We start from the raw sequence: 26,428 nt of genomic DNA, 5'->3' as shown, positions 1-26,428 counted from the left end.
ACATTAGGATATTTTTAAGGTGATGACAAGATGTATATAACCATTATAGGAATAGGGTATGTAGGTTTAGTATCTTGTGCAATGTTATCAGAGCAGGGTCATAACGTTGATTGCATTGACATAAATACTAAGAAGATTGAGTTATTGAAATTAGGAAAAATTCCTATATATGAGCCTGGATTAGCAGACTATTTAGAGAATAATATAAAGTTACAAAGGATAAGATTCTTCGATTCGTATTCTCAAATAAATCCCAACACAGAAGTAGTGTTTGTAACTGTAGATACTCCATCAGACTCCCTAGGAAATGCAAATTTACAGAATGTATATAATGCAGTAAGTGAAGTTTCTGAGAGAGTTAATCAAGATTGCTTAATAGTGATAAAGTCAACTGTTCCTCCTGGTACTGCAGAAAATATATATAATTATTTATCTAATAAGGGCTATAACTTTGATTTGGGGGTTAATCCAGAGTTTCTCAAGCAAGGCTCTGCAGTATCAGATTTTTTATACCCAGATAGGATAATAATAGGAGTAAAAACTAAGCTAGCTAGAGCAAAACTAGAAGTTATATATAGATCATTTATAGATAAGAATATTCCGTTAATAGTCACTGATACAGTTACTGCTGAAATGATTAAATATGCTTCTAATGCTTTTCTAGCAACAAAGGTTGCTTTTATCAATGAGATGGCAGGTTTATGTGAGCTATTAGGAGCAGACATTGACCTTTTAGCTAACAGTATGGGAATGGACCATAGAATAGGTAAGGAATTTCTCAAAGCTGGTCCAGGATTTGGAGGATCATGTTTTCCTAAAGATTTGTCAGCTTTAATAAGGCTTGCTGAAGATCACAATGTCAAGCTACAAATTTTAAATTCAGTTAAGGAATCTAACTATAATCATATAACAAACATTGCTAAAAAGGTAGAATATGTATTAAATGGAGTCCAAAATAAAAAAATAGCAATATGGGGGCTAACTTTTAAGTCTGGTACTGATGATGTAAGAAATAGCCCAGCTATAGATATTGCACAATTGTTAGTGAATAACAAGGCTAAAATTACTGCATATGACCCAATGGGGATGGATAATGCTAGGCAAGTTCTAAAGGATATAGAATACGCGGACAATGCTATAGGGGCTGCAAGGGACGCGGAAGCCTTGTTATTGTTAACGGAGTGGAAAGAATTTAAAAATCAAGATTTTGCAAGTTTAAAGAGTATTATGGCTGCACCTAATGTTTTTGATTTCCGTAATTTATTAGATAGCGAGCTATTACTAAGATATGGTTACCATGTTTATTCCTTGGGTAAAAAATCTATCTACAAAGTTTAACTGTTGAGAAATTTTTTTTACACCGCTTTACTTAGTTTTTTTAGATCTTTGCTTGATAGTATGGAAAAGCAAACGAGTGCAACAACAGAGCAAATGGAAAAAAATGAAAACATAATACTGTTACCACAGTGCTTAACAAGTACTCCTAAGAGCACGCATGAAAATATTGAACTTGCAATATACCCAAATAATCCTGTTAAGCTTACAATTGCACATACATTATTTTGTGGAGCAATTTCTACAGCTATAACACCTGTCAGTACTTGCACTCCAAATATAAAGAATCCTGATAAGATTGCACAAAGGTTCATAAGAATTATGTTTTGACCAAAGTTCATTGCAATAAAAGTGAGTGCTATACCCAACATATAAAGTGATGCCAGCAAGCTTCTATTTTGAAAGAAGTACATATCACTAATTCTTCCTGTTATTAAAGTTCCAAGGATTCCACCTAAATCATATACGCCTGTTATTAGTGAGGATTGTACAAGAGAAATTTGTAATTTATTCTTTAAAATTATAGGAAACCAAAAGAAGATTCCCATTTTTATAATATAAGCACAAAAAGTAGCACAACATAGAAACCATATGGAACTTGTTACCTTGATACCTATTTGAGATTTCTGCACCTTATAATAGGTAGTAAAGTTGGCACTTTCTTTGTAATATGCCTTTAATATTATATAAATTCCAAAAAGTAAGCATAAGAAACCAGAGTACAAAAATGCACTTTTTGCATTATATATTTTAATTATACTTGGTAATACAATTAAAGTAATACAAGAACCAAGTTGCTGAGATGCGCTCATAACTCCCCATGATGATGCAATTGAAGAGATGCTAGAGTTTGTAACCATAAACTTGGTAATAGCTGGCCAACCTAACCCTTGTGTCCAAGCTAATAATATTAATGTTAACAGTAATAAAGTTAGATTATTATATGATAAAGTTATACCAATGGTTAATAATCCAGTTGCAATATTGCATAGCCCAAACATAAATAATGGATTATTTTTGGAGTCCATGATTATTCCATTAACAAATTTTGATACTCCATAAAAAAAAGAAAAGCAGGCAAAAAAATAGCTTAATTTTACATGGTCAGTATCTATTAACAGTGGTAGAGCAATTGGTATACTTTGTCTTGATAAATAAAGCAGCATATATCCACAGAAGAATAGTAAATATTGAAAGAAGACAAAGTTCACACCTATTCCCAAATAGCTCTATGCAGATGCTAGCATAATACTATATTGGTATAATATTGTTTGACAAGAAGTTTGCAAACAATTAGTGCAGAAAATTACTTAGTATCTTTCTTATAGCAGATACAGTAGTATTAATATCTTCATAGCTTATATCTCTATGTGTTATAGCTCTGATTTTACCTTTGATGTTAGCCATTCTAATTCCATAATTTGTCATTAGTACGTTTATTAATTCTTGAGTAGATATACAATTAGTACGTAATGAAAAATACGCTATATTAGTTTTATACAGGTCGATATCAATTATAACTTGATCTATGGAGTCTAGGCCTTCTATAAGGTGCTGCATTTTTTTATGATCTTCTTCTAAAGAATTTACATTATTACGTAGAGCATATAAACATGCAGCTGAAATAATGCCAGCTTGGTGCATACCTCCGCCAATTTGAAACTTATAGTACCAAGCTTTTTCAATAAAATCTTCACTTCCAAGCAATATTGCACCCATTGGAGCACCTAATCCTTTACTAAAATCAATGAATACCGAATCAAAATAACTTGCATACTCCTTTGGAGATATTTTAGTATGAGCACAAGCGTTGAACAGTCTTGCTCCATCTAAATGAGTGAATACGTCATTCTCTTTGCAGAGACTTGAGATCTCTTGAATATATTCTAAAGGCCACACAGCTCCACCACCAAAATTTGTCGTTTGTTCGATAGAAACAAGCCCAACTCTCGGAATATTTCTTAAACTAGGACGAGTAATAAACTCAACAATTTGTTCTCCAGTAAATATTCCTCTTGTACCTTTGATGGGCAAAGGAGTAGCATGTGCCTGGGCTGCGATCAAGCCAGATTGTACTATGAGTGGATGTGAAGTTTCATCAAGCAGCAAGTAATCACCAGGTCTTTGAATGTGTACTTTATAAGCAATTACATTGGACATCGTTCCTGAAATCAAAAAGATTCCTGCAGGTTTACCTAATATTTTACATGCGGTTGCCACTAATTCGTTCACAGTTGGATCTTCACATGCAGCTTCGTTTCCAACTTTTGCTTTAGCCATCGCTTCCCTCATTTTAGCTGAAGGGTCAGTGTTTGAATCGCTAAAGAAATCTATTTTTACTCTCATATTAAATTTAACACAACCTCCTTTATAATTTCAGCAGCTTTCATGATGTCTGTTTCCTTTGTGCCAAGATGGGTAACTGCTCTTATATGAGACTCGAGCCAAGGAAAAAGCAATAAACCATAAGCTTGGCACTTACTCAAGAAAACCTCATTAGTTACATTTAGTGCTTTTATACTAAAGCTTACTATATTAGTTTCTGGATAAGGTAGTACCAGTTTTATGTGTGGAATTTCCTTAATCTTGTCTGCAAACAGTTTGGCGAGTTTATTGTCTTCTTTAAGCCTAGAAATATTGTTCTGTAGTACATACTTTGCTGCATTAGCACAATACCCTATCTGATGATAACCACTACCTAGCCAAACCTGTAGCTTTTTAGCCCTTTCAATTATCTCTCTTTTACCCATAAGCATTGAACCAAAAGGAGCTCCAAGTCCTTTGGTAAAAGAAAAGCTCATTGTATCCACATATTTAGCATAATCTGCTAAAGCAATATTTGTTTCGACATGAGCATTAAATATTCTTGCACCGTCTAAATGAAGATTTACATTGTGAGCTTTTAAAAAGTGATATAACTCGACTTGTTTTTCAAAAGGATAAATTTTACCATTAAACCCGTTTATACTATTTTCTATAGAAACAAGACTCACCTGAGCAAAAATTTTGTACCTTGGCTTAGAATTAATAGCATATTCTACTTCAGCAACATCTAAGATTCCGCTATTATTTCTAATACAATTAAATACGATATTATTTACTTTTGCATTGCCTGCGCTATCGAAAAAATTAACGTGATAATTATAATGAGTTATTAGTTCATCACCAGGACTTGTTTGACTGGCAATGGCTAATCTATTTGCAAGCATACCGCTGGTTGCAAATAATGCTTCTTCTACTTTGAATAATTGTTTGCAATATTCTGATAAGTCATTACAGCTTTTGTCTTCACCATAAGCAAAATCTCCAACAGTTGCATTACTTATTGTATGTATAACGTTGGAGCTCTGCAGAGTTGTAGTGTCACTTCTCAGATCAATAATTTTTTCCATCTTATTTTTTGCCATTCAAACAACCAATTTGAGCATTCCAAAGTTCCTTGTAAAGACCTTGCTTAGAAACTAATTCAGCGTGTTTACCATCTTGGACAATTTTTCCTTTGTTAAATACTAGAATTCGGTCCATATGTAAAAGTGTAGAAATACGGTGTGCTATAGTAATGGTGGTTTTATTTTCCATCAACTTAAATAAACTCATTTGAATTGTTTTCTCTGTTATAGAATCTAACTGACTAGTTGGCTCATCGAAAAATAATATCGGAGCGTTTTTTAGAAATGCTCTCGCTATGATTATTCTTTGTCTTTCCCCTCCAGATAGCTTTATGCCTTTTTCTCCGACTACAGTTTCATATTGATCGGGTAGAGTCATAATGAAATCGTGAATACCAGCCAGCTTTGCAGCTCTTATTATTTCTTCGATAGTAGATTGAAGTTTACCATATATAATATTTGCTAAAATAGTATCATGAAACAACAATGGTTCTTGAGGTATTACAGATATTTGTTGCCTCAAAGAACTCTGTGTAACTTCCGATACTACTTGATTATCAATCTGTATATTACCTTTTTTAACATCAAATAGCCTTATGATTAAGTTTATAAAAGTAGATTTACCACCTCCAGAATAACCAACTAGACCTACCTTTTCGCAAGGATTAATGGTAACTGAAAAATCTTGAAATAATGACTTCTGACCCTCATAAGAAAAAGAAACATTATTAAACGTTATTCTTCCACTTAATAAATTTAATTTTTTAGCATTTTCCTTATCTTGAATTTCTGGTACGGTAGTCAAGATTGGCAATGCATCTGAAACTTTGCCGAAATGAGTAGAAAATTGGGTAAGATTCCTAGTTAGATGGTTAAGAAACTCTATAATCGATATATTAATTCCAAGTACAAGAGCAATATCTCCTATTGCAATCTTGTTCAATTGATAATCATGAATTAAAAAATACAAGTTTACTGCTTGGAGTATATCAAATGAATAGCCATATATAAACCAAAGCCAAAAGTATGCCCATTGTAATTTTCTTTCTGCAATAGTTTTTTTCTTGCATACTTGAAAAAATTTATGCCTCTCATGCGCTTGCCGAGAAAATAACCTTACTGATATAACATTTAAAATACTGTCGGCTATACCCGCTATTACTTGTGAACTTTGTTTAGAATGATCATCGGCTAATCCGGTAAGCACCCGAAAACTGAAAACCGAAATCAAAATAAAAATGTTCACCCAAATGAATGTAGCTATTGCAAACTTTATATTTACTAGTGATAAAGTATAAATAGCCAAGATTAATGCTATACTATAACTAAAGAAACAGTCTATAAGCAGTCTTATTAGCTCTATCACACTATCCATTAAGTTACTGACCTTATATGCTAAACTTCCGGATAGGTTGTTTTGATAATAGGAATGGTCTTGCTGAAGCAGCCTGTAAAAAGACATATCAGCTATTTTTTGACGCATTGAGGTAAACATTCGAATGTCAACAAAATAGCCATAGAATCTAAAAGCAGTAGTAATAAGTAATGCCATACAAACATAAGCGCTTACAGGTAATAAAAGATTTTCAATTACATTACCTTCTTGATATTTTACAGCTGTATCTAAGATATTTTTTACTAAATACTTTCTAAAAGATAAATCAACAGCCACTACTAGGGCAACCAGGAACATTACAAGCACATTAAGCTTAAACTTGGATAAGATATTCAAAATGAACACCAATATATACTTGAAACTACCAACTCTACTTTTGTTCATTTATAATGCTAGCTCCACCACATTGACTTTTTTATTGAGAAATACAAGCAGTGAAAACCATAAATTTTTGTATATTTTTCCTGAAATGTCTCCAGCATCATGTAGTGCTGACGCTTGATTCAGAATAAGTAGCTTATATAAATCTCGCTTAGCTTCAGCAGTGTTGACCTCAGAAATATTTGTAGTTGTGTCTGTAATAAAGGCTAACCAGCTCTTAATAAGTTCTTCCATATTTTTTGTTTTTATACTTTCCTGGCGACGAAATAATGATAAGTATTCTCTCAGTATAAATTCTGTTAATGCACCACAGTTTAATATACCAAAAACTGAAGGCTGAGGTTTTGGCACACAAGGAAGACTTTTATCTTTTACAACCCATCTCGTAACATAAGCAAACCTATCTTTAGCATCTATATTCTTATCACTACCATGCCATAACCGTGAATCAAAAACTATCGCATCTCCTGCTGAAATAGGTAGTGACTTAATTTTATAATTTTCCCGGTTATCCGAGTATTGATCCAAAAAGTATGGATGCCAAAAATCAACTAGAGGCTGTATTTTCCAGTTGTGACTATCTTCTATAACTTGTAGTGCACCTGAAGTTTTATTGACATTATTCAAAGCTAGCCAAACAGAAAAATGATAAGGGTCATTAAAGCTATAAGAGATGTCCTGATGGAAGGGAACTGCATCTATTAAATCAGCAGTTTTACATATAACATTTGATTTTTTCTGCAGTATCTGGCATTGAAGTGACTTTTCAAGATAATTTTTAATAATTTTATCTAATACTTGAGATACAATTCTAGTTACCTGAGATGATGTACCCCATCTTCCAGTGCAGTTTAAATAGTCAGAAGTTGAAACACCTAATTCTTGAGATAACTTTGATATCTTGCTTATTATATCATTTAAAGACTGAGTTATTAACTCTAAAGGAACTAGATTTTTGATAATAAAAAAACCATTTTTTTGCAATGCTTTCATATATTAACACCTAATGTCAATAACTGATAAATAATCTGTTAAAGGTACAATACTAAAAATTTTAAGCCCTTTTACTTGTTTTAGTATTCTTTTCCAATCGCTCAATGTCCTTAGTTTACCCCCTGTTTCAACCATTACATTAATATCTACAGAACCTCCCACTGGGGAGTAGTAATCTAGGATAGTTTCTATCACTAAAACGCGTGGTATTCCTTTATTTTTTACCAATTTTAAATAAGACAATACCTTATTATCATCATAATGCTGCAGAAAGCGGCAAAAGACACCTAATTCATAATTTGTAGCTGATAATTCTTCTTGAGTTATGAGTTTAATTTTTAAATCTTCTACTGCCTGCCTAGGCACTTTATGTTCGTTGTAATAATATAAGCCTATAGAACCTTTATTGTGTATATCAGAATAAGCAAGAAATAAAGAGTGTACGCCAAATAGCAATATATTTTTAGCACCATCTATATTAACCCTAGAATTAAACTCTTTAGTGTCAAACCTGGAATATCCTAGCAATGCTTGGTAAAACGCTATTTTCCTGTCTTCTGATGTTTCTTTCTCCTTAAAAGATTCAAATGAAGATATTGACTCCTGCCTTAATATATCGGCAATTTTTAACCAATTCTTTTCAGCGGCAACCCTTGCCCACATTGCTGCTGCTTTAGGCAAAAATGGTATTTCCTTAAAACACTTACCTTTTGATGATAGTTGCCATAAGTCCTTGTTCTTATCGTAATCAATAAACCCTATTTCCCACAACGCCCTTAACAGCCTTTCTAGATTTGGAACGATAATATTTAACTTTTGAGATAAAACTGGCATAGTTGCAGGTAAGATATTTAACAAATCAAGTTCAATAGCAACATTTGCGAGGTAAGTTTTCCAAAAGGCTGAAAGTTCTGCAGAAATCTTATGCACTTGAGATTCTTTATCTAAATCAAAAATACTAAACTTTACGTTTCCGGTAATATCGATCTGTCCTAATACACCTTCAAAAGTTTCAACTTTTGCCATGCCATTATAGAATGCTTCTACCATTTTAAATCTTTGCCGGTAAACAGGATTGCCATTAATATCTATATGAAACCAGCCATGCTTATCTTCTGCAATAGCAAATCCTTTATGAAAAACATTAAGCTTTTTATACCATTTATTATGTACTAACTTTCCATGATTATTAATATGTGTAGCTTTACCATCTTTATGGACTACAGCGATACCATCCTTAAAATCCCCAACATAATTGTATTCTTGCTCATAAACTCTATTGCCGTTCAAATCAATATGAAAAAACTTATCATGCTTTCTAATCACACAAATATCTTCTTGGTAATTTCCAATCCATTGATACGAATGTTTGTATACTCTACATCCAGATGGATCAATATGGTAATACCCTGTGTCATCTTCTACGGCTGCTCTATTGCAGTAAAATCCAAAAGTTTTTAAAAATCTGTCGCGATAAATTGCTTCTCCCATTGCATCGATGTGATAAGCGCCTGTCTCATCATAAACTGGTGCAAGGCCAGGCTCGTGAAATTTATCAACTCTAATAAATCTATTTTTGTACAAAGGATTTTCTGACAATTGGTGAAACCTTTCACAGGGGGAAACCCTAATAGATTTAAGGTACTCACTATCTTTCATTAATTGACTAATGGTTTTCTCATGTTGCATGTTTTGCATAATTCATAGTTTAAATAATTCTTTTGTAAGTTTAGGTACTCGCTACTTTGCCATATTTCCTCCAGTTTAACTTCATTAACATTGCCAAAATCTCCTAATGTTTTGCGTAGTTCATCTGGAGCACAGCAGGGACTAAACTTGCCTTCATTGTTTATCCATGCTTCTTTACCTAAAAATGGGCACTGACCACCTGGAGCCAAATCCTTGATACCCTCTTGAGAAAGGATCGTAAAATTTTCTAATTTTATCTTTTTACCATTTGGCAATAGCATATTATCCCTAAGTTCATATAACCTTCCCACCTCCGTATTCCATCTACTAATTGCTAATTCATCTCTCCTCATAGATAGATCCTTAATTTCCTTAAAATGTGCCCAAAGATGATGTCCTTTAACTCTATCTATGCCATTTTTTATAGCCATCTCAACTATGTCGTAAAGTTCATGTAAATTACTTTCTAAAAATGTTAATTGTAAAGTAACGGTACACCTTTCACCTGTATCGCTAAAGTATTTATCTCTAACTTCAAGGAAAGTTTTTAAATTTTCTGTCACTACTTCCCATTTTGAACCTTTCATGATTCTTTCATGAGTTTCTTTAGTTGCCCCATTCCAGGAAATCTTAACATCAGATAAAATTGGTACCAATAGTTCAGCCCATTTTCTAGCTCCTTTAATAGGAAAAGAACCATTGGTCGTGAGGTTAAGCTTCAGGCCGAACTCATGGCACAAATTGATTATTTCATCAAAGCTTTTATACATTAAAGGCTCACCCATAGTAGAAGGAATGATTTCCCTTAAAGGTGTTCCATCTGCTTCCTTAATTACCTTCCTGATAGTTTCTATTGACATTATCTTGGGTTTTATCCCTTTAGCTTTCTTCTCCTCTTTAACTTTACTATATGGTGAAAAGCATTCACACATTACACAAGCAAAGTTGCAGTAATCTGGATTAGTATCAAAAGTAATTCTCCAAGGACCAGGTTTTGTAGCCACTGATTTGCCTTTATTTTCAATAACATTACGGTAAATTTTGTTAAGTTTCTCAGTATGCTCACTTATAGAAGGTACATTACCATTTTTAGTATAAAGATAGCCTCTTTGGGTCAGTTCACTGTATAATTCCTGGTCTGTAGATAGGACTTGCATTTTTTCTGACAAACTATTTGTATCTCTATGCTTAAATAATAGTCCGTTTATTCCATCTCTTACATATTCTGCCATGCCACCATAATCAGCCGTTATTACTGGTACACTCAGTTGCTGTGCTTCATGTATTACTAATGGTGAATTTTCACCCCAAATTGAAGGAACAACTATCGCATCAACTTTATTAAATACATCAGTAACTATATTTTTATTGTTATAACTTCCCATCCATTCTATCCTTTCTTTAACAGCATGTGGAAACTGATCGGCAATCGCTTTTAAAGTTTTAGTTTCTTCCCTTGCCGCTCCCCAAATTCTAAGTTTTGCTTTAGATGATAAGCGAGAAAAAGCCTTCAATAATAGGTCAACACCTTTCTCGGGAGTATGAGTACCTATATAACCGAAAATAAACCCTTTTTCTTGCACCCTATTTCTATTCTTAAGACGATTTAGATCAAAACCATAATCAAGATAAGAAATTTTGTTTATCGGAACATTAAAGTCTTGAGTAAATTTATCCATTAAGAATTTTGACGGAGCAATGAAGTAATCTATATAGTCCACTACTTTCTTTGTTTGCTTCATTCTAGTTGCAACCCATTGTTCCCAATAATTTAAGTCTGAATTCAAGAATTCTTCATCTCCTGTAAAATGCCCCTTGTAACATTGGGTTGCACATTTTTGATCCTTCTGTCCATCACAAAGCCGTAACAAATCTTCAGAATTACGTTGAATAAATCTTCCTCTTGGACACATTAACCAAAAATCATGTAGCGTAAAAATTGTAGGTATATTTTCTTTAAAAGCAACTTCTGGTAAAGTAATTGATAGATGATTAAGATGACCAAAATGTATAAGATCTGGTTGAAAGTTATCTATTATTCTTTTAAATTTTATATTTACTTCTTCATTGATAAATTTGTAACGATATTTAGTTGTAGGTATATTAATTAAATTCAGTAAGATCCGGGAATCACTACAGTCCAGAGCTATAGTATAATGGAAATCAGGTAAGAAGCTGTTTTCATGCCTAGTAAATATTTGTACCTCATTATTATTGGCTAGTTCATGGGCAAGAGTTTGGCTGTAAACCTCCGAACCAGCGCTATAATAAGGAGGGTAACCATGAATAACTTTTAATATTTTCATATATTACCATATCTATATTGTTAGGATATTCTTGTGTATTGTTTTGTAGACTTTTTATAAATTTACCTAATCCTACTTTTAATGAATGCTTTGGAGACCAACCAAGTAGCTCTTTAGCTCTAGTAAAATCACCATGGAACTTAGTTACGTCAAAATTTCTTGGAGGATAAAAATCAATTCTAGAATCACTTTCCGTGACTTTTAATATTGTTTTTGCTAAGTTTTCTAAAGTACATGGGCTATTAGTAGTAAGATGAATAGCAGGAAGAGAAGATTTCTCGTTTTGTAAATATTTAACAGTTAAGTATATACCCTCTATAACATCATCCAAATAGGTAAAATCAAAAACACATTCTTTACCTTCTATCCTAATTGGATCGCCTTTCAATGCATTGATACAGAGTGCAGGAATTACTCTACTACTATGATCTAGTAAACCACCATATACATTTGAGAAGCGTAATATTGCTACATTAAAGTTAGAACCTTTTAAATTTATTACTTGTTCTTCAATAAATGCTTTACCTTTGGCGTAATTATTTATTGGGTTGATACTAGCAGACTCTGCAACTGGTAGTTCCTTTTGTTCTCCATATACTTCTCTACTGCTTGCATATATAAACCATGGTTTATTCGGAAGCGACTTGCAGAATTCTAAGAATTGGATTGTACCATCGACATTAACTTTTTGGCACAATTCAGGATAAAGCTCACCATGTATAACTCTAGAAATTGCAGCCAGATGAATAACCCCCGTACACTTAGCGAGTAGCGGCATTATATCTTCTGAAAAAAAACTGAGTGGGTTGTCGCGAAACCTAATATCGCAGCTTATTACTTCATAACCCTGCTTTTCTAACTTTTCTACTAAAGCCGATCCTATCAAACCTGCAGCACCTGTTATTAATATTCCCATGTGTCCCTCTCACTACAACCAGGAAAATCTTTCACACCTATCATCTTACAAGTAAGACTTAAAAAGCATTATAAAACTAGTATAAAACAAATGTCAACTTAAATTAAGGATCAATGAATAAAAAAATATAGTTATGAAAGAAGGGTTGGTTGTCTTCTTCTATTTGCCTGAAAATAACGTTCTGCTTTGACCAAATCCTCTTTGTTATTTACCCCCATTGCTTCCTTTTCGTCAGCGACTACATAACCTGCACGTAAGTTATTGCTTGCTGCAATGGGTATTATATCATTAAGACAACATTCGTTGGTCGAATCATTAAATTTTACTTCTTTTATTAGGGTATAAAGATCTTTAGCGTATGAAACCATTATTCCAGAGTTTGCAAGAAGAATTTCATCTTCACTTTTCAAGACTTTTTGAACATTGTCATTATCATCAATTACTAATCTTCCATATTGCTTATCTTGACTATTAAATCCAAGAAGAACTAAATTTTTATTATTACACTTTAAACAATCAGTCATTCTCATAACTGTATCACTAGATATAAACGGGGTGTCTCCGTACTGTATTAAAACTATGTCTTGGTCAGATAACCGCTCCAGGCTTTCTAGGGCAATTTTAACTGCAGTGCCAGTACCTGTAATATTTTCTTGAATTATCAATTTTATATTATATTTATCAATTATATCTTTTAAGGTACTAAATCTTTCTAACTCCTTTAGAAAAGGCTTGTTAATGACAATTGATAGACTTTTTAAACTCAGCGGTTTTGCATTGTGAATTATATGCTCTAAAAGAGTAAAATTTCCTACTAGGTGTAGTGTTTTTGAGTACTGTGAATTCATTCTACTGCTTTTTCCTGCTGCTAATATTATCAACGTGTTATCCATACATAACTCAAGAACTTACTAGGAGGTAAGTTAAGTGATAATTAATGAGTTGTAAAGTCTACTATAGTTTCCTAAATGATCCAGAAAAAATAATTAACATGCTTGAAATATATAAATCCTCTATGACGCTAATATAGATTAGCCGATAAAGTAAGCTTCCCAGAACTACTCATTTATATTGACCCATCAGTACTTATACAAAAGCTAGTTGATCGAGAAAATAGGCAAATCCTTATCAACGGCCTACTACTTTTCCTAACTTATGCTTCCTTGTTATATTGTTGAGTATACTTTTTAAATAGTTTTTTTCTGTTTTCTATCAACCAATAGAAGTTTCTTTTAGCCCATAAGGATATTTATATAGGAACTGATATTTTCTATGCTGGCAAGAGTCTTGACGCCGTAAAAAAAACTACTCAATAATTGGGTAACTTCTGATGACATTTTCACTGTACATTTATCGCACAACATTAGTGCTACAATCACAGGTGTAAAGGTATTAAACAACCTTTAAAAAGTTTCACTTTTCCCTTAATCAATTTTTCCTTTGATATAAGTGTTTATTGCTTTTGCCCTCTCTGTTGTTATAATTAACATTTTGTAGTAGTTCAAGATGAGTTTTGCATATTCAGAGAAAATCGTCCATAGAATCAGCATCTAGCTTATCTAGGTTAAAATATATAGTTTTACAAGATGACTATTTATGGAAGAACATGGTGGGGTAAGAAGTGGCTCCAGTCTTTTGACGGAATAGATTATGATAACCGTCTTCCACGTGGCAGAACTTGTGCTAATACTGGTCGAGCTTTTGGTATTAAAATTAATGGTCACATAGTTACAGCTAAAGTTCATAGCTCAGGATCTTACCCATATCGTGGTTCAAAACCTCAACCATATAAAGTCAAAATTATACTCAATGAATTAAGCTCATCAGAACAACAGACCATTCGTCAAATTATTGAAACTTCACCAGCTATATTAGCTAAATTGATAAATAGACAATTATCAGCCAGCTTGTTTGATAAGCTTAATGATCTTGGGATTAAATTATTTCCTTCAAATTGGCAGGAGATGAATGCAAGTTGTAGTTGTCCTGATTGGGCTATGCCTTGTAAACACATTGCTGCTGTAATTTATCTTATTGCTGCAGAAATTGATAAAAACCCCTTCATGATTTTTAATATTCATAATTGTAATTTGTCAGCACTTATCGATGATTTTGGGAATGGAAAATTAGAAAATGCTCAAAACATTTTAAAGATAGATGATATATTTAAGGCATGTTCTAAAATTAGAATACATAACCAAGCAATTTTAAATGATATTGATTTATCAACTATTCCTAACCTTTTTGATTGTATCAGTAGTATTTTAACAGATAATCCACTTTTTTTTGAAAAAAACTTTCATAATATCTTACAGATAGCTTATAAGCATTGGCAAAAGTATCCTGCAGGAAGATTAGTGTACTATCCAGCTTCTAAGAAGGAACTATCAGAAGAGGAGCTATTTATTAAAAGATGGGGAAATATTGAGAATTGGCAAACATTTCAACTATTCATTGATGATCAGCATTACCTTACTCAAGTGAGCAATGGTACAACTAATTTATTTAGGCTCAGTGGAAATGTATTGAGGGATGTAGCACGATTTTTAAATGATATTCCTAGTTCGTTACTCCACAAACTTAACCCTGAACTTCGCTTCATGCATATGATTTCACAGTTTGCACATATGCTAATGGAAAAGTCAGCGCTAATACCACAAGTATTACAAAACAAAAGAGGAGAAGTAATAATTAGGTGGATTCCGGCGTTGTTTAATGAGTCAGTTAAGGAAATTCATAGCAAGATATCATCTATTTGTCCGCCTCTATTGATTAAATATCAAGAAATCGTTATGGAACCAGAGGAACAAGTAAATGTTGCTATCTCTCTCATCCTTTTAGGGTATATAGAAGATAACTTTCCTGCATCACTGGATAAGCATAGAGATAAATCCATCTTTGAATTATTCTTTACTGGAAGATCATACAAGTTTACTGAGTTTAGCAACAAGGAAATACCGCAAGCAATTAATCTCTGGCTTTCACGTCTTTATTTAGCAGATAAACCTTACAAACTCTATTTAATGATAAAAGATCACCATGAAAAATTTGAACTTGAGGTACAGTTATCACTGGATGATGAGAAGTCATTCATCAAGCTGGAAAAAGCACTCTCTAATCAAAACGTAAAGCTTAGTATTTTATCTGATCTTGCACTTTTGTCTGAATATATACCTGAACTAGAAAAGTCGATTGACGATAATAGCACATTATCATTTAATTTAGATAATTTTGCACCATTATTTTTGCATATCTTGCCTGTACTAAGAGCAATAGGCATCAAAGTTATTTTGCCGAAATCTTTACAAAAAATCTTAAAACCACAATTAAGTCTTAATTTGTCTACTAAAGATAAAATAAAAGAAGATCGCGAAAGCTTTTTAACGCTGGAAAATTTATTGAAATTTGATTGGAAAGTAGCAATAGGAGATAAAAAACTAAGCGTTACAGAATTTAAAAAATTGCTAAAAGATTCCCGAGGGCTTGTGCGAATAGTCGATCAGTACGTCCTTTTGGATGACAAAGAGGTAGAAGCTTTATTAAAAAAACTTGATAAATTGCCTGATTATTTAAGTCAAGCAGAGCTTATGCAAGCTGCTCTAACAGGAGAAGTAAATGAAACTAAAGTAGCATTTGACCAGCAGCTTACAAGCTTATTTAATAAACTTAATACTTACACACCTGTTACTACACCAAATAATCTAATAGCACAACTACGCCCATATCAAGAACGTGGATTTAGTTGGCTTGTACAGAACATAGAAAACGGGTTTGGTAGCATAATTGCTGATGATATGGGTCTTGGTAAAACATTACAGGTTATAGCAGCTATTCTGTGTTGCAAAAATACAGGGTTTTTGGATCGGGACAGAGTCTTGGTAGTAGCTCCCACAAGCATATTAAGTAATTGGCAACGAGAGATGGAACGTTTTGCACCAGAATTAAAGCTTTTCGTCTATCACGGACAAAATCGAGAATTGGCAAGTGATTATGATGTAGCTCTAACATCCTATGGTCTTGCACGTCGTGATAAAAAAGAACTTAATAAAATTCGCTGGTTTTTGCTCGTGATTGATGAAGCACAAAATATAAAAAATCCTAATACCGAACAAACCAAGGCAATTAAAACTATTGCAGCAAAACATAAGATAGCTATGAGTGGTACGCCTGTTGAGAATAGGTTGCTTGAGTATTGGAGCATTTTTGACTTTATCAACAAATCTTATCTTGGTACTCCTAAGCAGTTTAAAAGCAGCTTTGCAACACCGATTGAAAAAGCAAGAGATAAAACTTGTCTAGAAAGGTTTATGAAAATCACTAGCCCTTTTATGTTACGTAGGCTTAAGAGTGATAAAAGCATTATTCAGGATTTACCAGATAAAATTGAGAACAATCGTTATTGTTCCCTCACTTCAGAGCAAACAGCGCTTTATCAAAAGGTTGTTGATACAACTATGGAGAAGATAGAAAAAAGTGAAGGGATTGAACGTAAGGGACTAATCTTTAAACTTATCAATGCTTTAAAGCAAATTTGTAACCATCCATCACAGTTTGGCAAGAAAAAGCGTGCGAGTATTGAACAATCCGGTAAAATGCAGATGCTTGAGGAAATATTGATTAGTATTGGTGAAGTTGCAGAAAAATCATTGATATTTACTCAATACACTGAAATGGGTGAGATTATAGCTAGGCTACTTGAAGAAAGGTTTGAATCAGAAGTGCCATTTTTACATGGAGGACTTTCTAGAAAAGCACGTGATACAATGATTAATGACTTTCAAAACTTATTCCAGTCCAACATTCTTATAGTGTCTTTAAAAGCTGGTGGAACAGGGCTTAATTTAACAGCGGCAAACCATGTAATACATTACGATTTATGGTGGAATCCAGCAGTGGAAGCACAAGCAACAGATCGGGCCTATCGTATCGGGCAAGAACGTAATGTCATGGTGTACAGGCTACTTTCAACAGGTACATTTGAAGAGCGTATTGATGAGATGATTCAAAGCAAGAAGGAATTAGCAAACCTAACTATAAGTAGTGGCGAGAGTTGGATTACAGAATTTAACAACGATCAATTAAGAGATTTAGTTAATATAAAAAATGCACTATAATATAGCTGAGTTATTTAATGTAAAGAACCAGCTAACTACCGCTAATAGTTCAAAATAGAGACAAAGATTTATATTTCGTACTTTATGTCTCATTGGTAGGCAAAAAGCCTGTAATTACGTTTTAAAGTGATTCCACTTTAAACTGTACCCTTTAGCACCTGTAATGCCCTTTAAAATTTGAATAAAAAGCATCTTTAATAATTCTATTCATGAACCAAAAAGTAATTGCCGTTTTCAGAAACTTTTCATTTTTACAGATGGCTTGAAAAGATTATCATTAATAGGTAGGCCAAACTCCTCCAAAGAAAAAAGTTTTTAATTTTTTCAGAAAAAGTCATAAGAAACCCGGTATATATATAGTAGAGGGTTTTCTATCAAAGACACCATTATGAATTATATAGCAGAAAGAAAACATTAGTTTTTTTAATTTATTTTAAATATATCAACAGAATAAAAACTAAGTGGTTGACATGGTGAGTAAAATGTAGTAGAATTATAATAGAGTATTTTTCCTTAAAAGAAAGAAGATACTAAAACCTCACCTTTCACCTGAACTGACTTCCTTTACTTGTTAATATATTTTTCAAGCTTTGCCAAGAGAACCCCCACCGTAGTTTTTACTTACATAATGAAAGAGTAAGACCCCAATCAAAACAGCCTTACTCAAAAACCTTTCAAACGCTTAATCTTAAAAGGAGTTTCAACTTATGGTACAAGATTTTTTAACTGATGTCAAACAAAAAAATACTTTAAATGATGAATATTATGATTTTAATAATACTGTAGAACCATTAGAGCAATTTGATGTAGAAGAAATAAAAAGACAACTATTATTAAACATAAGATCATGCCTTTCTTATTTATTCCCAAGGGGAACTTTTCATGGAGATGAATTCCGAATAGGTGATGTGCATGGTAACAAAGGACAAAGCCTCAGAGTAGCATTAACTGGTGGAAAAGCCGGACTCTGGCAGGATTTTGCAACTGGGCAGAAAGGTGATGTTCTTGATATTTGGGCAGGTGCACAGGGAAAAGATACAAAGAGAGACTTTTGTGAAGTGATGGCCTCTATAAGTGAATGTCTTGGATATAACAAGAAATGCGCAAAGGCTGACGAAGACTTCGAGAAATTTATTACCCACAGTTGGAATTATTATGATGAAAATGGTCAGGTCATTGTAAAAATTTATCGTTCTGATCCTCCTAAAGGAAAAAAGCAATATAAGCCTTTTGATGTTAAACAATCTCGGTATGGTGCGCCAAAAGTAAGACCTCTCTATAACATACCAAGTATTTTAAAGTCTGATAAAGTTGTTCTGGTTGAAGGGGAAAAATGTGCAGAAGCGCTGATAGAACAAGGTATCACAGCAACAACAGCAATGTCTGGAGCAAACGCACCAATTGATAAAACAGACTGGTCACCACTTAAAGGTAAGCATATTATCATTTGGCCAGATAATGATGAAGCAGGTAATAAATACGCAAAAAATGCTGAAAAAAAGCTTTTAGAGATCGGAGTTGCATCACTTGCTGTGCTTGAAATTCCTCGAGGTAAGCCTGAGAAATGGGATGCTGCTGATTGTGTAGAGGAAGGTATAGATGTCAAAGAGTTTTTAGCTTCAACTCCGTTGCTTACTATTGATACTCCAGCTACTGATACTTCAAATATGAAAAGTTTAGAAAGATCCACAAAACAGCCACTTAACATTTTAGATTGGAGTGCAGAGCGCTTTGTAGGTCCGGTACCAGAGCAAAAGTTTCTTGTTGAAGGTCTATTTCCTTTAGGTGTTACTTCAATAATAGCAGCAATGGGAGATACAGGCAAAGGTATGCTTCTTCTTGACCTAGCGCTTAAGGTTGCAAGTGATAAGGATCAGATGTGTGGCTTTGGTTCACTTGTTACTGAACATGGATCAGTAGTGATTTTTTCAGCAGAAGATGATGCAAGTGAGATACACCGCCGCTTAGAACGACTCGACCCTAAGTGTGAAAGGTTGAAACATAAAGATAAATTATTTATTGTACCACTGCCAAACGTCAGAGGATCACTTACAATACTCAGAAATGTTCGTGGTAAAATCGTCGAAGTTTCTCCTGAATTCGAATCCGTAATGAAACAGCTCGAGGAAATTAAAGATCTGAAATTGATAGTATTTGATCCACTTGCTTCATTTATCCATGCAGATATAAATGCTGATCCTGCTGTAGGGGATTATCTAATGTGCTTATTATCTGATTTAGCATGTAGTACTGGAGCTTCGATAATTACTGCTCATCACATGAGAAAGCCAAAAGGAGAAAAACCAATATTAACTGCTGAACAAGCACGCGATGCAATTAGAGGTACCTCTGCTCTTGTTAATGGTGTTAGATGCTCATACGCTTTTTGGCCAATAGAAAATACAGCTAGGCTAGAAATCTTTAAGGCAGTAGGAGAAACACCAAGACAGAATGCTTTGTTTCATGGGGCAGTTGTGAAGGCCAATGGTTTAGCTGATCGCACTGTAAGAACTTACCTAAGAAATCAGGAAACAGGGCTACTAGAAGATATAACAATACAACTAACAGTTAAAAATGCTAGTGAAAAAGACCTTAAAATATGTCTTACTGATGCAATTACACGATCTGCTGTTGCAGGACACCCATTTACTCACACAGGAAGCACAGGAGTATATAAACAACGGCATAGGCTACCTGAGATTTTCCACAGTATGGGAAGAGATCGACTAGAGCGTATAGTTCAGGAACTTTTACAAGCAAAGCAGTTAGTTAAAGGAATGTCTACAGGTGCAAAAGAGGATAAGTGGCTTGACATTCCAACTGGACCATTTGCTTGTGGTATAGGAAAGTTCACTCTTGGAGCTGAAGATTTTAGCTATAGGCAAAATTTAATGTTAGGATAAGTCTTTCTTTATGGGTGGCTCTTTAAATATTTTAGAGTTGCCCTATTTTCTCTATTCAATCTACCATCTACTCAATCTAACTTCGGAGCCACAACCCTATTATAAGTTATGATTTCAATTAAAAAGGGATAAGACATCAAATGGTTGAATTATATTCCTGATTCCTTGGTTACTAAATAAGTAATGAGAAACTAGGAAGCTAAAGATCGCTTGAATCCTAACCTTTTGCCCTCTATTCCTAAAAGTGTTCCTAGTTATTATGTGTCTGAAGTCAGCCAGTATAGCGGATTCTGCGTTCCTAAAACCCTTATATATTATATATATATAATAGTAATAAATAATAATAGATAATATAAAATAATAGTAAAATACAAATAAAGTACAATAACTTAAACAGCAAAAAGAAAGAAGTCCAGAAAGGCTGCCACAAAATATTATTAAGATATTTACATTTAATGAAAAATACAATTAGTGCGTTTTTAAAAGGCTCTTACTCTCATCTTTTTTTTATGCTGATAAAACTCAAATAAACGTTGGTCTGCTAATGCGGTTTTAAAACGATTCTACGACTTCAGGGTACAATTATACCACCAAGACCTAAGTTGCTCATGTAAGGTAGCTTAAAAATCGATTATGAGGCATTTCTAAATTATTTTTTATCTCAAATTTTTATTTATTACAAAAAACCCTAAAGCTAGTCTATCATGTTTTTTTGTTGGTTGCAAAGAAAATTTTTCAAAAAAGATTGAACAACTTGTGGTGAGTATAAGGGGTTAATGGAGACTATATGAGAATACAACAACTTTTATTGCAAACCTCTGAGCAATTGATTGCAAAACTCTCAGTGATGAAACAATCTTTATCAGCAAATTGTAGATGAAGCTAAAGGAAAAAAGTTTGAAGTTACTGCCATAGAAGAAGAGACAGAAGCTCGTAAAATTTGATTGCTGCTTAAAATGGAGACAAAGAGCAAAGTTTATTTACGTCTCCAACAGAAAAGCTTCTTTTGTAGTAGTCAAAAAAAGCAGAGATATAGGGCTTTCTGAAGGGAGGGGGTCTGGTAGAGACTCATGACCTTGAAACCAGCGATTTGGTCTCATAACCATAGTCTCCCCAAAAGAACCGTGCTTGCGGATTTCCCGCACACGGCTCCACAATACAGCGTTCACACTAGTGCTCCTGTGTATAAAGAAACATATACCTTTGGTTTTGGTAATGGATTTACTTTTAAATAGTGTATAAATTGTTCCCAATCCATACTTTTCTTTTGACTACGTCGGTTTATCCACTTAAATGCTAACTTTGTTACCGGTCGATAGAATTGAATCAAACACCGATAATTTCCGCTAACTCCGAAGTAGCTATAGTGTCCTGTTAGTTTGGCTTTAAGTTTCTGCCACCAATCTTTGAGACAGATACGACTTCGTACCATCTTCAACCATTCTTTGATTTCTTTAATCTTTCTGGCTAGGCTTATTTTTGAAGTTTTCTGCTTCATCATAAGTTTACCATTACGACTTTTTCCACAATAATGTGTAAATCCTAGAAAGTTGAAGCTAGCCGTCCTACGTTTCTCTCTTTCTGCTTGATACCATTCTTTCTTACCAAACTTTACTATTTTTGTTTTATTTTCAGCTATTTCCAACCCAAATTTACTTAGTCTTTGTTTCAGTAATTCTAGAAATTCTTTTGCGTCTTCTTCCCTCTCGCAGCCAACTACAAAATCGTCGCAAAACCTTATTAGCTGTAAATATCCTCTGGCTTTTGGCTTAAATTTCTTTTCAAACCATAAGTCCAGCACATAGTGTAAGTATATATTAGCTAATACAGGGCTTACTATACCACCTTGTGGTGTGCCTTGATCGGTTGCTTTATAACATCCAACTTCGACTATTCCTGCCTTTAGAAATCGTTTTATTAACCACAATAAATTTGGGTCAGCTATTCGTTCCCTTAGACAATTCATTAGCCATTTATGTTGAACATTATCAAAGAACTTCTTGATATCCACTTCTACAATATAGTTAATTGGTTTGTGCATAACTGCTTTATCTAGAGCGTTTATCGCCTGATGACAATTTCTTCCTGGTCGAAATCCATACGAGCTGTCCATAAAGTTTGCTTCATAAATATTTTCTAATATCTTCTTTAGCATTACCTGTACCAACTTATCTTCCGTTGATGGTATTCCGAGACCGCGCTTCTCTTTGCTCCCGGCTTTGGGTATGTATACCCTTTTCACTGGTAGCGGTTGATATTGTTTTCTCTTCATACTATCCACTAGTGTTTTAAGTTTCTCTTCTAGATTTTCTCCATAAGCTTCCACTGTCACACGATCTATACCACAAGCCTTGTTGCGTTTTAGTTCCTTATAACACTCTGCAAGATTCTCTTCATTAATCAAATGAACTAATGATGTAAATTTTACTCGCTTATCTTGCTTAGCCCTTACTGCTATCTGGTTTAGTTTTCCTTGCATACTCCTCCAATCTCTGTTGTATTGGTATAGCAATCCCTATACCAGTCACTATATTGCTAACCGCTTCCCCTTGTATGTGGCTTTCCCACACTCCGAGTACTATCAGTTAGTCCGACTTCCTTTGCATCTTCCTCCAGTCCTCGCCTTTATTGACTTGTTCCAGAGTACCCTTACAGGAATACAAAGGATCTCCCAAGTTCACGTAAGGTCCATCTCAACACATGACGCGGCCTTCGATCCCGATGAGGTGAGTAATATCTTGCCTTAGCGTTATTACCCATGTTGCCTTCCACCAAATGTAAAGTGTCAGCCCCCATGACGCGTGAATTACGGGACTCAATACCTTCACTTTCGTTGCACCCTATGTTGTCCATTCCATTAGCTTTACTACGCTCGTTACCTTACGCAGCATAATGGTTTGTTCCAGGTTGCCGGCTAAGCTTTACCCGTGTTGGATTTTCACCAACTGTTCCTTACGCACTTCTTGGCGCACACATAAAATCACTTTCGCTTCAGATATTTTGTAAATTGCTGTTATTTCGCGCTTTTTGATCTATAATCGATAATCTAGCAAAGCTGTTACTTTCTGTCATATATGTATTACCAATCGTATAACTTAATGATTTTAGCTTTTTTTTGGTGTTATACTCAATTTCTAATTCATAATTGGAGTTCTTACTATCATCCACAAAGGAATCCTGCTAATTTTTCTACTAAAATTGGTCTTTTCTTCATCTATATCTCCTTATTGCACCTAGAATTTTATTTGCAAATTCTTTATTTTCTAAGCAGCACTTTACACCCGCCATTCAGCAACCAATTTGTCACACCAAAAGCTGATAGCACTTCTCCCTTTACCACTTTTCACCAAATCTTTTGGGGAGTAAAACAATATATTTTTCCAAACAGTTATAAACTAGGAACCATAAAAACAGCTTCATGATTAGCCATTTTAAAAGTTTGATCAAGTTCAATATTCCTAAGCGTAGTATTTACCTTGTACGAACAATAACATCCCAATGTAAGGAAAGTTAATGCAGTCAAAGCAAGTGCAATAGATATTCCTAAATGAGACATTGTTAAACTTGCGCCAACAGCAAATGCTCCAGATAATATAAGAGAAGCAGAGGCATAAATTATTTGCTTTCTACCATGAGTGCTTGCTGCTGAGAATTGAGATCTTACTGCTGAACTTTTTTCAGGAACTTGAGATAGGTTACTAGCCCTTTTACTATAACCTTGTTTTACATTAACTAGATCCACGTTCTTTCTAGGTACCATCGCCTCAGTGCCAACTTCCGCCTCCATTTCATTTTGGGTTGAATTATCGAGCTTCCCCCTCTTTTCAATAGCTGCAAGCTCATTATACAAATTTTCTCCAGAGCAAAAATGTGAGATCTCGGCACTCAAGCTTTTTTCAACGTCTTCTAATCGTTTATTCTCTGCCTTTAATCGTTCTACGCTGCTCAATAATATAATCCTTTCTGACGTGAGTTCCTCAATTTGTTCTTCCATTATATCTATCTTTTCTATCAACTCTTGTTGTTCTATCTCTCCATGATGCTTACCATCTGATTGGGTAATTTCTCCAGATTTGCTTGTGTCCTCTGTTTGTATAGCAATACTTTTCGTTTCGTTTGCTCTTAAAATGTAGTCGTCACGCTTGTTTAACTCATCGTTTTCCCATTTTAATTGCTCGTTTTCTGCAATCAACTTATTTTTATCTTTCTCTCTTTCTTCTATCGAAGCATACAGCCTATCTCTTTCCTCGAGTACGCCACGTAGTTGATTCTCAATCAAATTGTTTCTATTGAGAAGAACTTTGTTCTTTTCTACAAGTTTAAGGTTTTCTTCGATCAATAATTCATTTCTTTGATCTAGAGAACAATTCATTTTTCCTTGTATTTCCAATTTAGATTTAAGTCTGCAAATTTGTTGTAAAAAATCCCCAGATGAATTTTCGAAATTGCCTCCGGGCTCATTCTTTAGGCATTTTTTGCCACTTTCACTGATAAGTTCTTCTACAACATTGAAAAAATCTTGAAAATACATCTTCAGCTCTGCTAACTCCCTACTTAATGACGTAAAATTTTGTTGTTTTAGTATTTCCTCCACTTTGTTCAACCTATCTACAATTAGTTTCATAGGTTCAACCATTCTACTTGCACCACTTAAATTCATCTTGCCACTAAGATCTGCTTCATTAAACGGATCTTCACCAGTAGAAGTGTGGTTAGATTGACCGATCTGTTTAATCGGAGTACTCGAATTAATCAAATTTATATCAAAGCCAGAAGGTACACTCATATCACTTAAAACATTAATTGAGCTATCCAGAGAAGATATGCCACTATTTTCAATTAATTCACTATTATTGGAAGCTTTCTGATCTTGTCTCTGATCAACAGCAGTGTCTGTTAGACTAGCACAATCTTTCTGATCTTCTTCACTGCTTTCGCTCATAAAGCGCTTCACTCCCATTACTGTTCTAACATTCTCTCCAAGTTCTCCTCTTTCAATTACAATATGAGATTCGTTTTTTTCGTAGTTAATTTTGTCATATAATTGTTCACATTCTTTGTAGGATAATATTGGTTGTAGCGTCTTCTTCTTTACTTCTTCATCGTAGAAAGCTCTAAGCTTATCATTTGATAATATTGCTATAGCTTCTTTTACATCAGGATGCAATTGAGAATGCCCATTTTTGCATGAATTAACACGGTTCAGTAGAAAAATCTTAACAGAGTGTTGCTTGTATTCCCTAAGCTTCTCTAATGTAATCCCCATAACTTTTTCTTGTGATTCTATGTATCTCAGAGCGTCTTCAAAGTCTTGCCTGTTAGAGGTAAGAGGTTGAGCTTTTTTAAATTTTTTAATCTCACTCTCTTTTGGGTGCACAACATCAACTTCAATAACAGGACTAACACTTGCAGAGTCAATTGCATTTAACACAATACCGCGATCATCTTGATTTTTTAGGAAAGCTTTTAGCTGTTTTTTAAAGTTCAATAAATTACTTAATTTATCTTCATTAGTTTTAGATTTTTTGATTTGATCATAAACGTTTCTGGCTGCTTGGTTGTTCTCTTTATCAGTCCTTATTTTACTTTCTAACTTACCAAGGAGTTTGCTCAGTGGTTTTCTAAGTTTCTTATAATCGTTAACAAGCAGCTCTCTTATCCGTCTTTCAAAATCTCCTTTTCCTTTGAATCTCAAAACAGTATATAGATCATCTTCAGCCCTCTGCTGATCGAATTTTGTATTTACAACCATACCCTTACCTAACCACAAATGGAACAGAGCAGATACTGCTGAACAGAACTTAATGGCGAAGTTAAAACCCACTTAGTTAAAGCCATCAGTACTTCTCCAATTAATCTTACTAATATTCTTCTGGAAAACAACATATCTACTGACCTTATTCTTGGGAATATAAATAGGGTAATGTTAAAAAGTGCATCACCTATAGTCTCCAGAAAACCTGGTGTTAGCTGTCAAATCAAGATTTCTAGAAAATACTCAATAAT

At 34.0% G+C, this 26,428-nt stretch carries 15 protein-coding genes; 3 read left to right on the top strand and 12 right to left on the bottom strand.

Annotation, left to right across the window (positions count from 1 at the left end):
* The first annotated feature begins 30 nt into the window (after positions 1-30).
* Positions 31-1,338, top strand: a complete 1,308-nt coding sequence (locus AAGD51_RS07075) for a UDP-glucose dehydrogenase family protein (RefSeq protein WP_006280072.1) — start codon at positions 31-33, stop codon at positions 1,336-1,338.
* Between the two features lie 17 nt (positions 1,339-1,355).
* On the opposite strand, the gene AAGD51_RS07070 is transcribed toward AAGD51_RS07075, so the two are convergent.
* From AAGD51_RS07070 to AAGD51_RS07030, 9 genes are all read right to left on the bottom strand, one after another.
* Entirely contained in the window at positions 1,356-2,501 is a 1,146-nt protein-coding gene (locus AAGD51_RS07070) for an MFS transporter (protein ID WP_006280071.1), read from the bottom strand.
* Positions 2,502-2,628: 127 nt separating this feature from the next.
* Entirely contained in the window at positions 2,629-3,681 is a 1,053-nt protein-coding gene (locus AAGD51_RS07065; RefSeq protein ID WP_006280070.1) for a threonine aldolase family protein, read from the bottom strand.
* Entirely contained in the window at positions 3,678-4,727 is a 1,050-nt protein-coding gene (locus AAGD51_RS07060) for a GntG family PLP-dependent aldolase (protein WP_341810456.1), read from the bottom strand. Before AAGD51_RS07060 ends, AAGD51_RS07065 begins: the two co-directional genes overlap by 4 nt.
* Before the next feature lies 1 nt (position 4,728).
* Complete coding sequence (locus tag AAGD51_RS07055; protein ID WP_265017943.1) at positions 4,729-6,504, bottom strand: ABC transporter ATP-binding protein; 1,776 nt, start codon at positions 6,502-6,504, stop codon at positions 4,729-4,731.
* Complete coding sequence (locus AAGD51_RS07050; protein ID WP_006280067.1) at positions 6,505-7,494, bottom strand: phytanoyl-CoA dioxygenase family protein; 990 nt, start codon at positions 7,492-7,494, stop codon at positions 6,505-6,507.
* Positions 7,495-7,497: 3 nt separating this feature from the next.
* Entirely contained in the window at positions 7,498-9,192 is a 1,695-nt protein-coding gene (locus AAGD51_RS07045) for a WG repeat-containing protein (protein WP_006280066.1), read from the bottom strand.
* On the bottom strand, positions 9,153-11,489 hold the full coding sequence (locus tag AAGD51_RS07040) for a glycosyltransferase (RefSeq protein ID WP_006280065.1): 2,337 nt from the start codon (positions 11,487-11,489) through the stop codon (positions 9,153-9,155). The genes AAGD51_RS07045 and AAGD51_RS07040 overlap by 40 nt, the downstream gene beginning before the upstream one ends.
* Complete coding sequence (locus AAGD51_RS07035; RefSeq protein WP_006280064.1) at positions 11,446-12,405, bottom strand: NAD-dependent epimerase/dehydratase family protein; 960 nt, start codon at positions 12,403-12,405, stop codon at positions 11,446-11,448. The genes AAGD51_RS07040 and AAGD51_RS07035 overlap by 44 nt, the downstream gene beginning before the upstream one ends.
* Before the next feature lie 131 nt (positions 12,406-12,536).
* Positions 12,537-13,298, bottom strand: coding sequence for a sugar phosphate nucleotidyltransferase (locus tag AAGD51_RS07030; RefSeq protein WP_010082157.1), 762 nt, complete (start codon positions 13,296-13,298; stop codon positions 12,537-12,539).
* A gap of 693 nt (positions 13,299-13,991) precedes the next feature.
* Here AAGD51_RS07030 and AAGD51_RS07025 point away from each other — a divergent pair.
* Together AAGD51_RS07025 and AAGD51_RS07020 are read left to right on the top strand one after the other, a co-directional pair.
* Positions 13,992-17,519: a DEAD/DEAH box helicase gene (locus tag AAGD51_RS07025; protein ID WP_044471241.1), complete on the top strand. Its 3,528-nt coding sequence runs from the start codon at positions 13,992-13,994 to the stop codon at positions 17,517-17,519.
* Positions 17,520-18,226: 707 nt separating this feature from the next.
* Positions 18,227-20,422, top strand: coding sequence for an AAA family ATPase (locus AAGD51_RS07020; RefSeq protein ID WP_006280189.1), 2,196 nt, complete (start codon positions 18,227-18,229; stop codon positions 20,420-20,422).
* 1,165 nt (positions 20,423-21,587) lie between these two features.
* On the opposite strand, the gene ltrA is transcribed toward AAGD51_RS07020, so the two are convergent.
* From ltrA to AAGD51_RS07005, 3 genes are all read right to left on the bottom strand, one after another.
* Complete coding sequence (gene ltrA, locus AAGD51_RS07015; protein WP_006280268.1) at positions 21,588-22,901, bottom strand: group II intron reverse transcriptase/maturase; 1,314 nt, start codon at positions 22,899-22,901, stop codon at positions 21,588-21,590.
* Positions 22,864-22,992 carry a hypothetical protein gene (locus AAGD51_RS07010; RefSeq protein ID WP_255324786.1) on the bottom strand — a complete coding sequence of 43 codons (129 nt, stop codon included), beginning with the start codon at positions 22,990-22,992 and terminating at the stop codon, positions 22,864-22,866. Before AAGD51_RS07010 ends, ltrA begins: the two co-directional genes overlap by 38 nt.
* A gap of 818 nt (positions 22,993-23,810) precedes the next feature.
* On the bottom strand, positions 23,811-26,174 hold the full coding sequence (locus AAGD51_RS07005) for a hypothetical protein (RefSeq protein WP_341810455.1): 2,364 nt from the start codon (positions 26,172-26,174) through the stop codon (positions 23,811-23,813).
* Positions 26,175-26,428: the final 254 nt, after the last annotated feature.

Source organism: Wolbachia endosymbiont (group A) of Volucella bombylans (genome assembly GCF_964026965.1).
Classification (GTDB): domain Bacteria; phylum Pseudomonadota; class Alphaproteobacteria; order Rickettsiales; family Anaplasmataceae; genus Wolbachia; species Wolbachia pipientis.
This window is presented reverse-complemented; position numbering and strand designations above follow the sequence as displayed.

Excerpts from the sequence above, each read along its gene's own strand:
- AAGD51_RS07075 (WP_006280072.1), top strand. The coding sequence starts at position 31 with ATGTATATAACCATTATAGGAATAGGGTATGTAGGTTTAGTATCTTGT.
- AAGD51_RS07070 (WP_006280071.1), bottom strand. The coding sequence starts at position 2,501 with ATGCTGCTTTATTTATCAAGACAAAGTATACCAATTGCTCTACCACTG.
- AAGD51_RS07065 (WP_006280070.1), bottom strand. The coding sequence starts at position 3,681 with ATGAGAGTAAAAATAGATTTCTTTAGCGATTCAAACACTGACCCTTCA.
- AAGD51_RS07060 (WP_341810456.1), bottom strand. The coding sequence starts at position 4,727 with ATGGAAAAAATTATTGATCTGAGAAGTGACACTACAACTCTGCAGAGC.
- AAGD51_RS07055 (WP_265017943.1), bottom strand. The coding sequence starts at position 6,504 with ATGAACAAAAGTAGAGTTGGTAGTTTCAAGTATATATTGGTGTTCATT.
- AAGD51_RS07050 (WP_006280067.1), bottom strand. The coding sequence starts at position 7,494 with ATGAAAGCATTGCAAAAAAATGGTTTTTTTATTATCAAAAATCTAGTT.
- AAGD51_RS07045 (WP_006280066.1), bottom strand. The coding sequence starts at position 9,192 with ATGCAAAACATGCAACATGAGAAAACCATTAGTCAATTAATGAAAGAT.
- AAGD51_RS07040 (WP_006280065.1), bottom strand. The coding sequence starts at position 11,489 with ATGAAAATATTAAAAGTTATTCATGGTTACCCTCCTTATTATAGCGCT.
- AAGD51_RS07035 (WP_006280064.1), bottom strand. The coding sequence starts at position 12,405 with ATGGGAATATTAATAACAGGTGCTGCAGGTTTGATAGGATCGGCTTTA.
- AAGD51_RS07030 (WP_010082157.1), bottom strand. The coding sequence starts at position 13,298 with ATGGATAACACGTTGATAATATTAGCAGCAGGAAAAAGCAGTAGAATG.
- AAGD51_RS07025 (WP_044471241.1), top strand. The coding sequence starts at position 13,992 with ATGACTATTTATGGAAGAACATGGTGGGGTAAGAAGTGGCTCCAGTCT.
- AAGD51_RS07020 (WP_006280189.1), top strand. The coding sequence starts at position 18,227 with ATGGTACAAGATTTTTTAACTGATGTCAAACAAAAAAATACTTTAAAT.
- ltrA (WP_006280268.1), bottom strand. The coding sequence starts at position 22,901 with ATGCAAGGAAAACTAAACCAGATAGCAGTAAGGGCTAAGCAAGATAAG.
- AAGD51_RS07005 (WP_341810455.1), bottom strand. The coding sequence starts at position 26,174 with ATGGTTGTAAATACAAAATTCGATCAGCAGAGGGCTGAAGATGATCTA.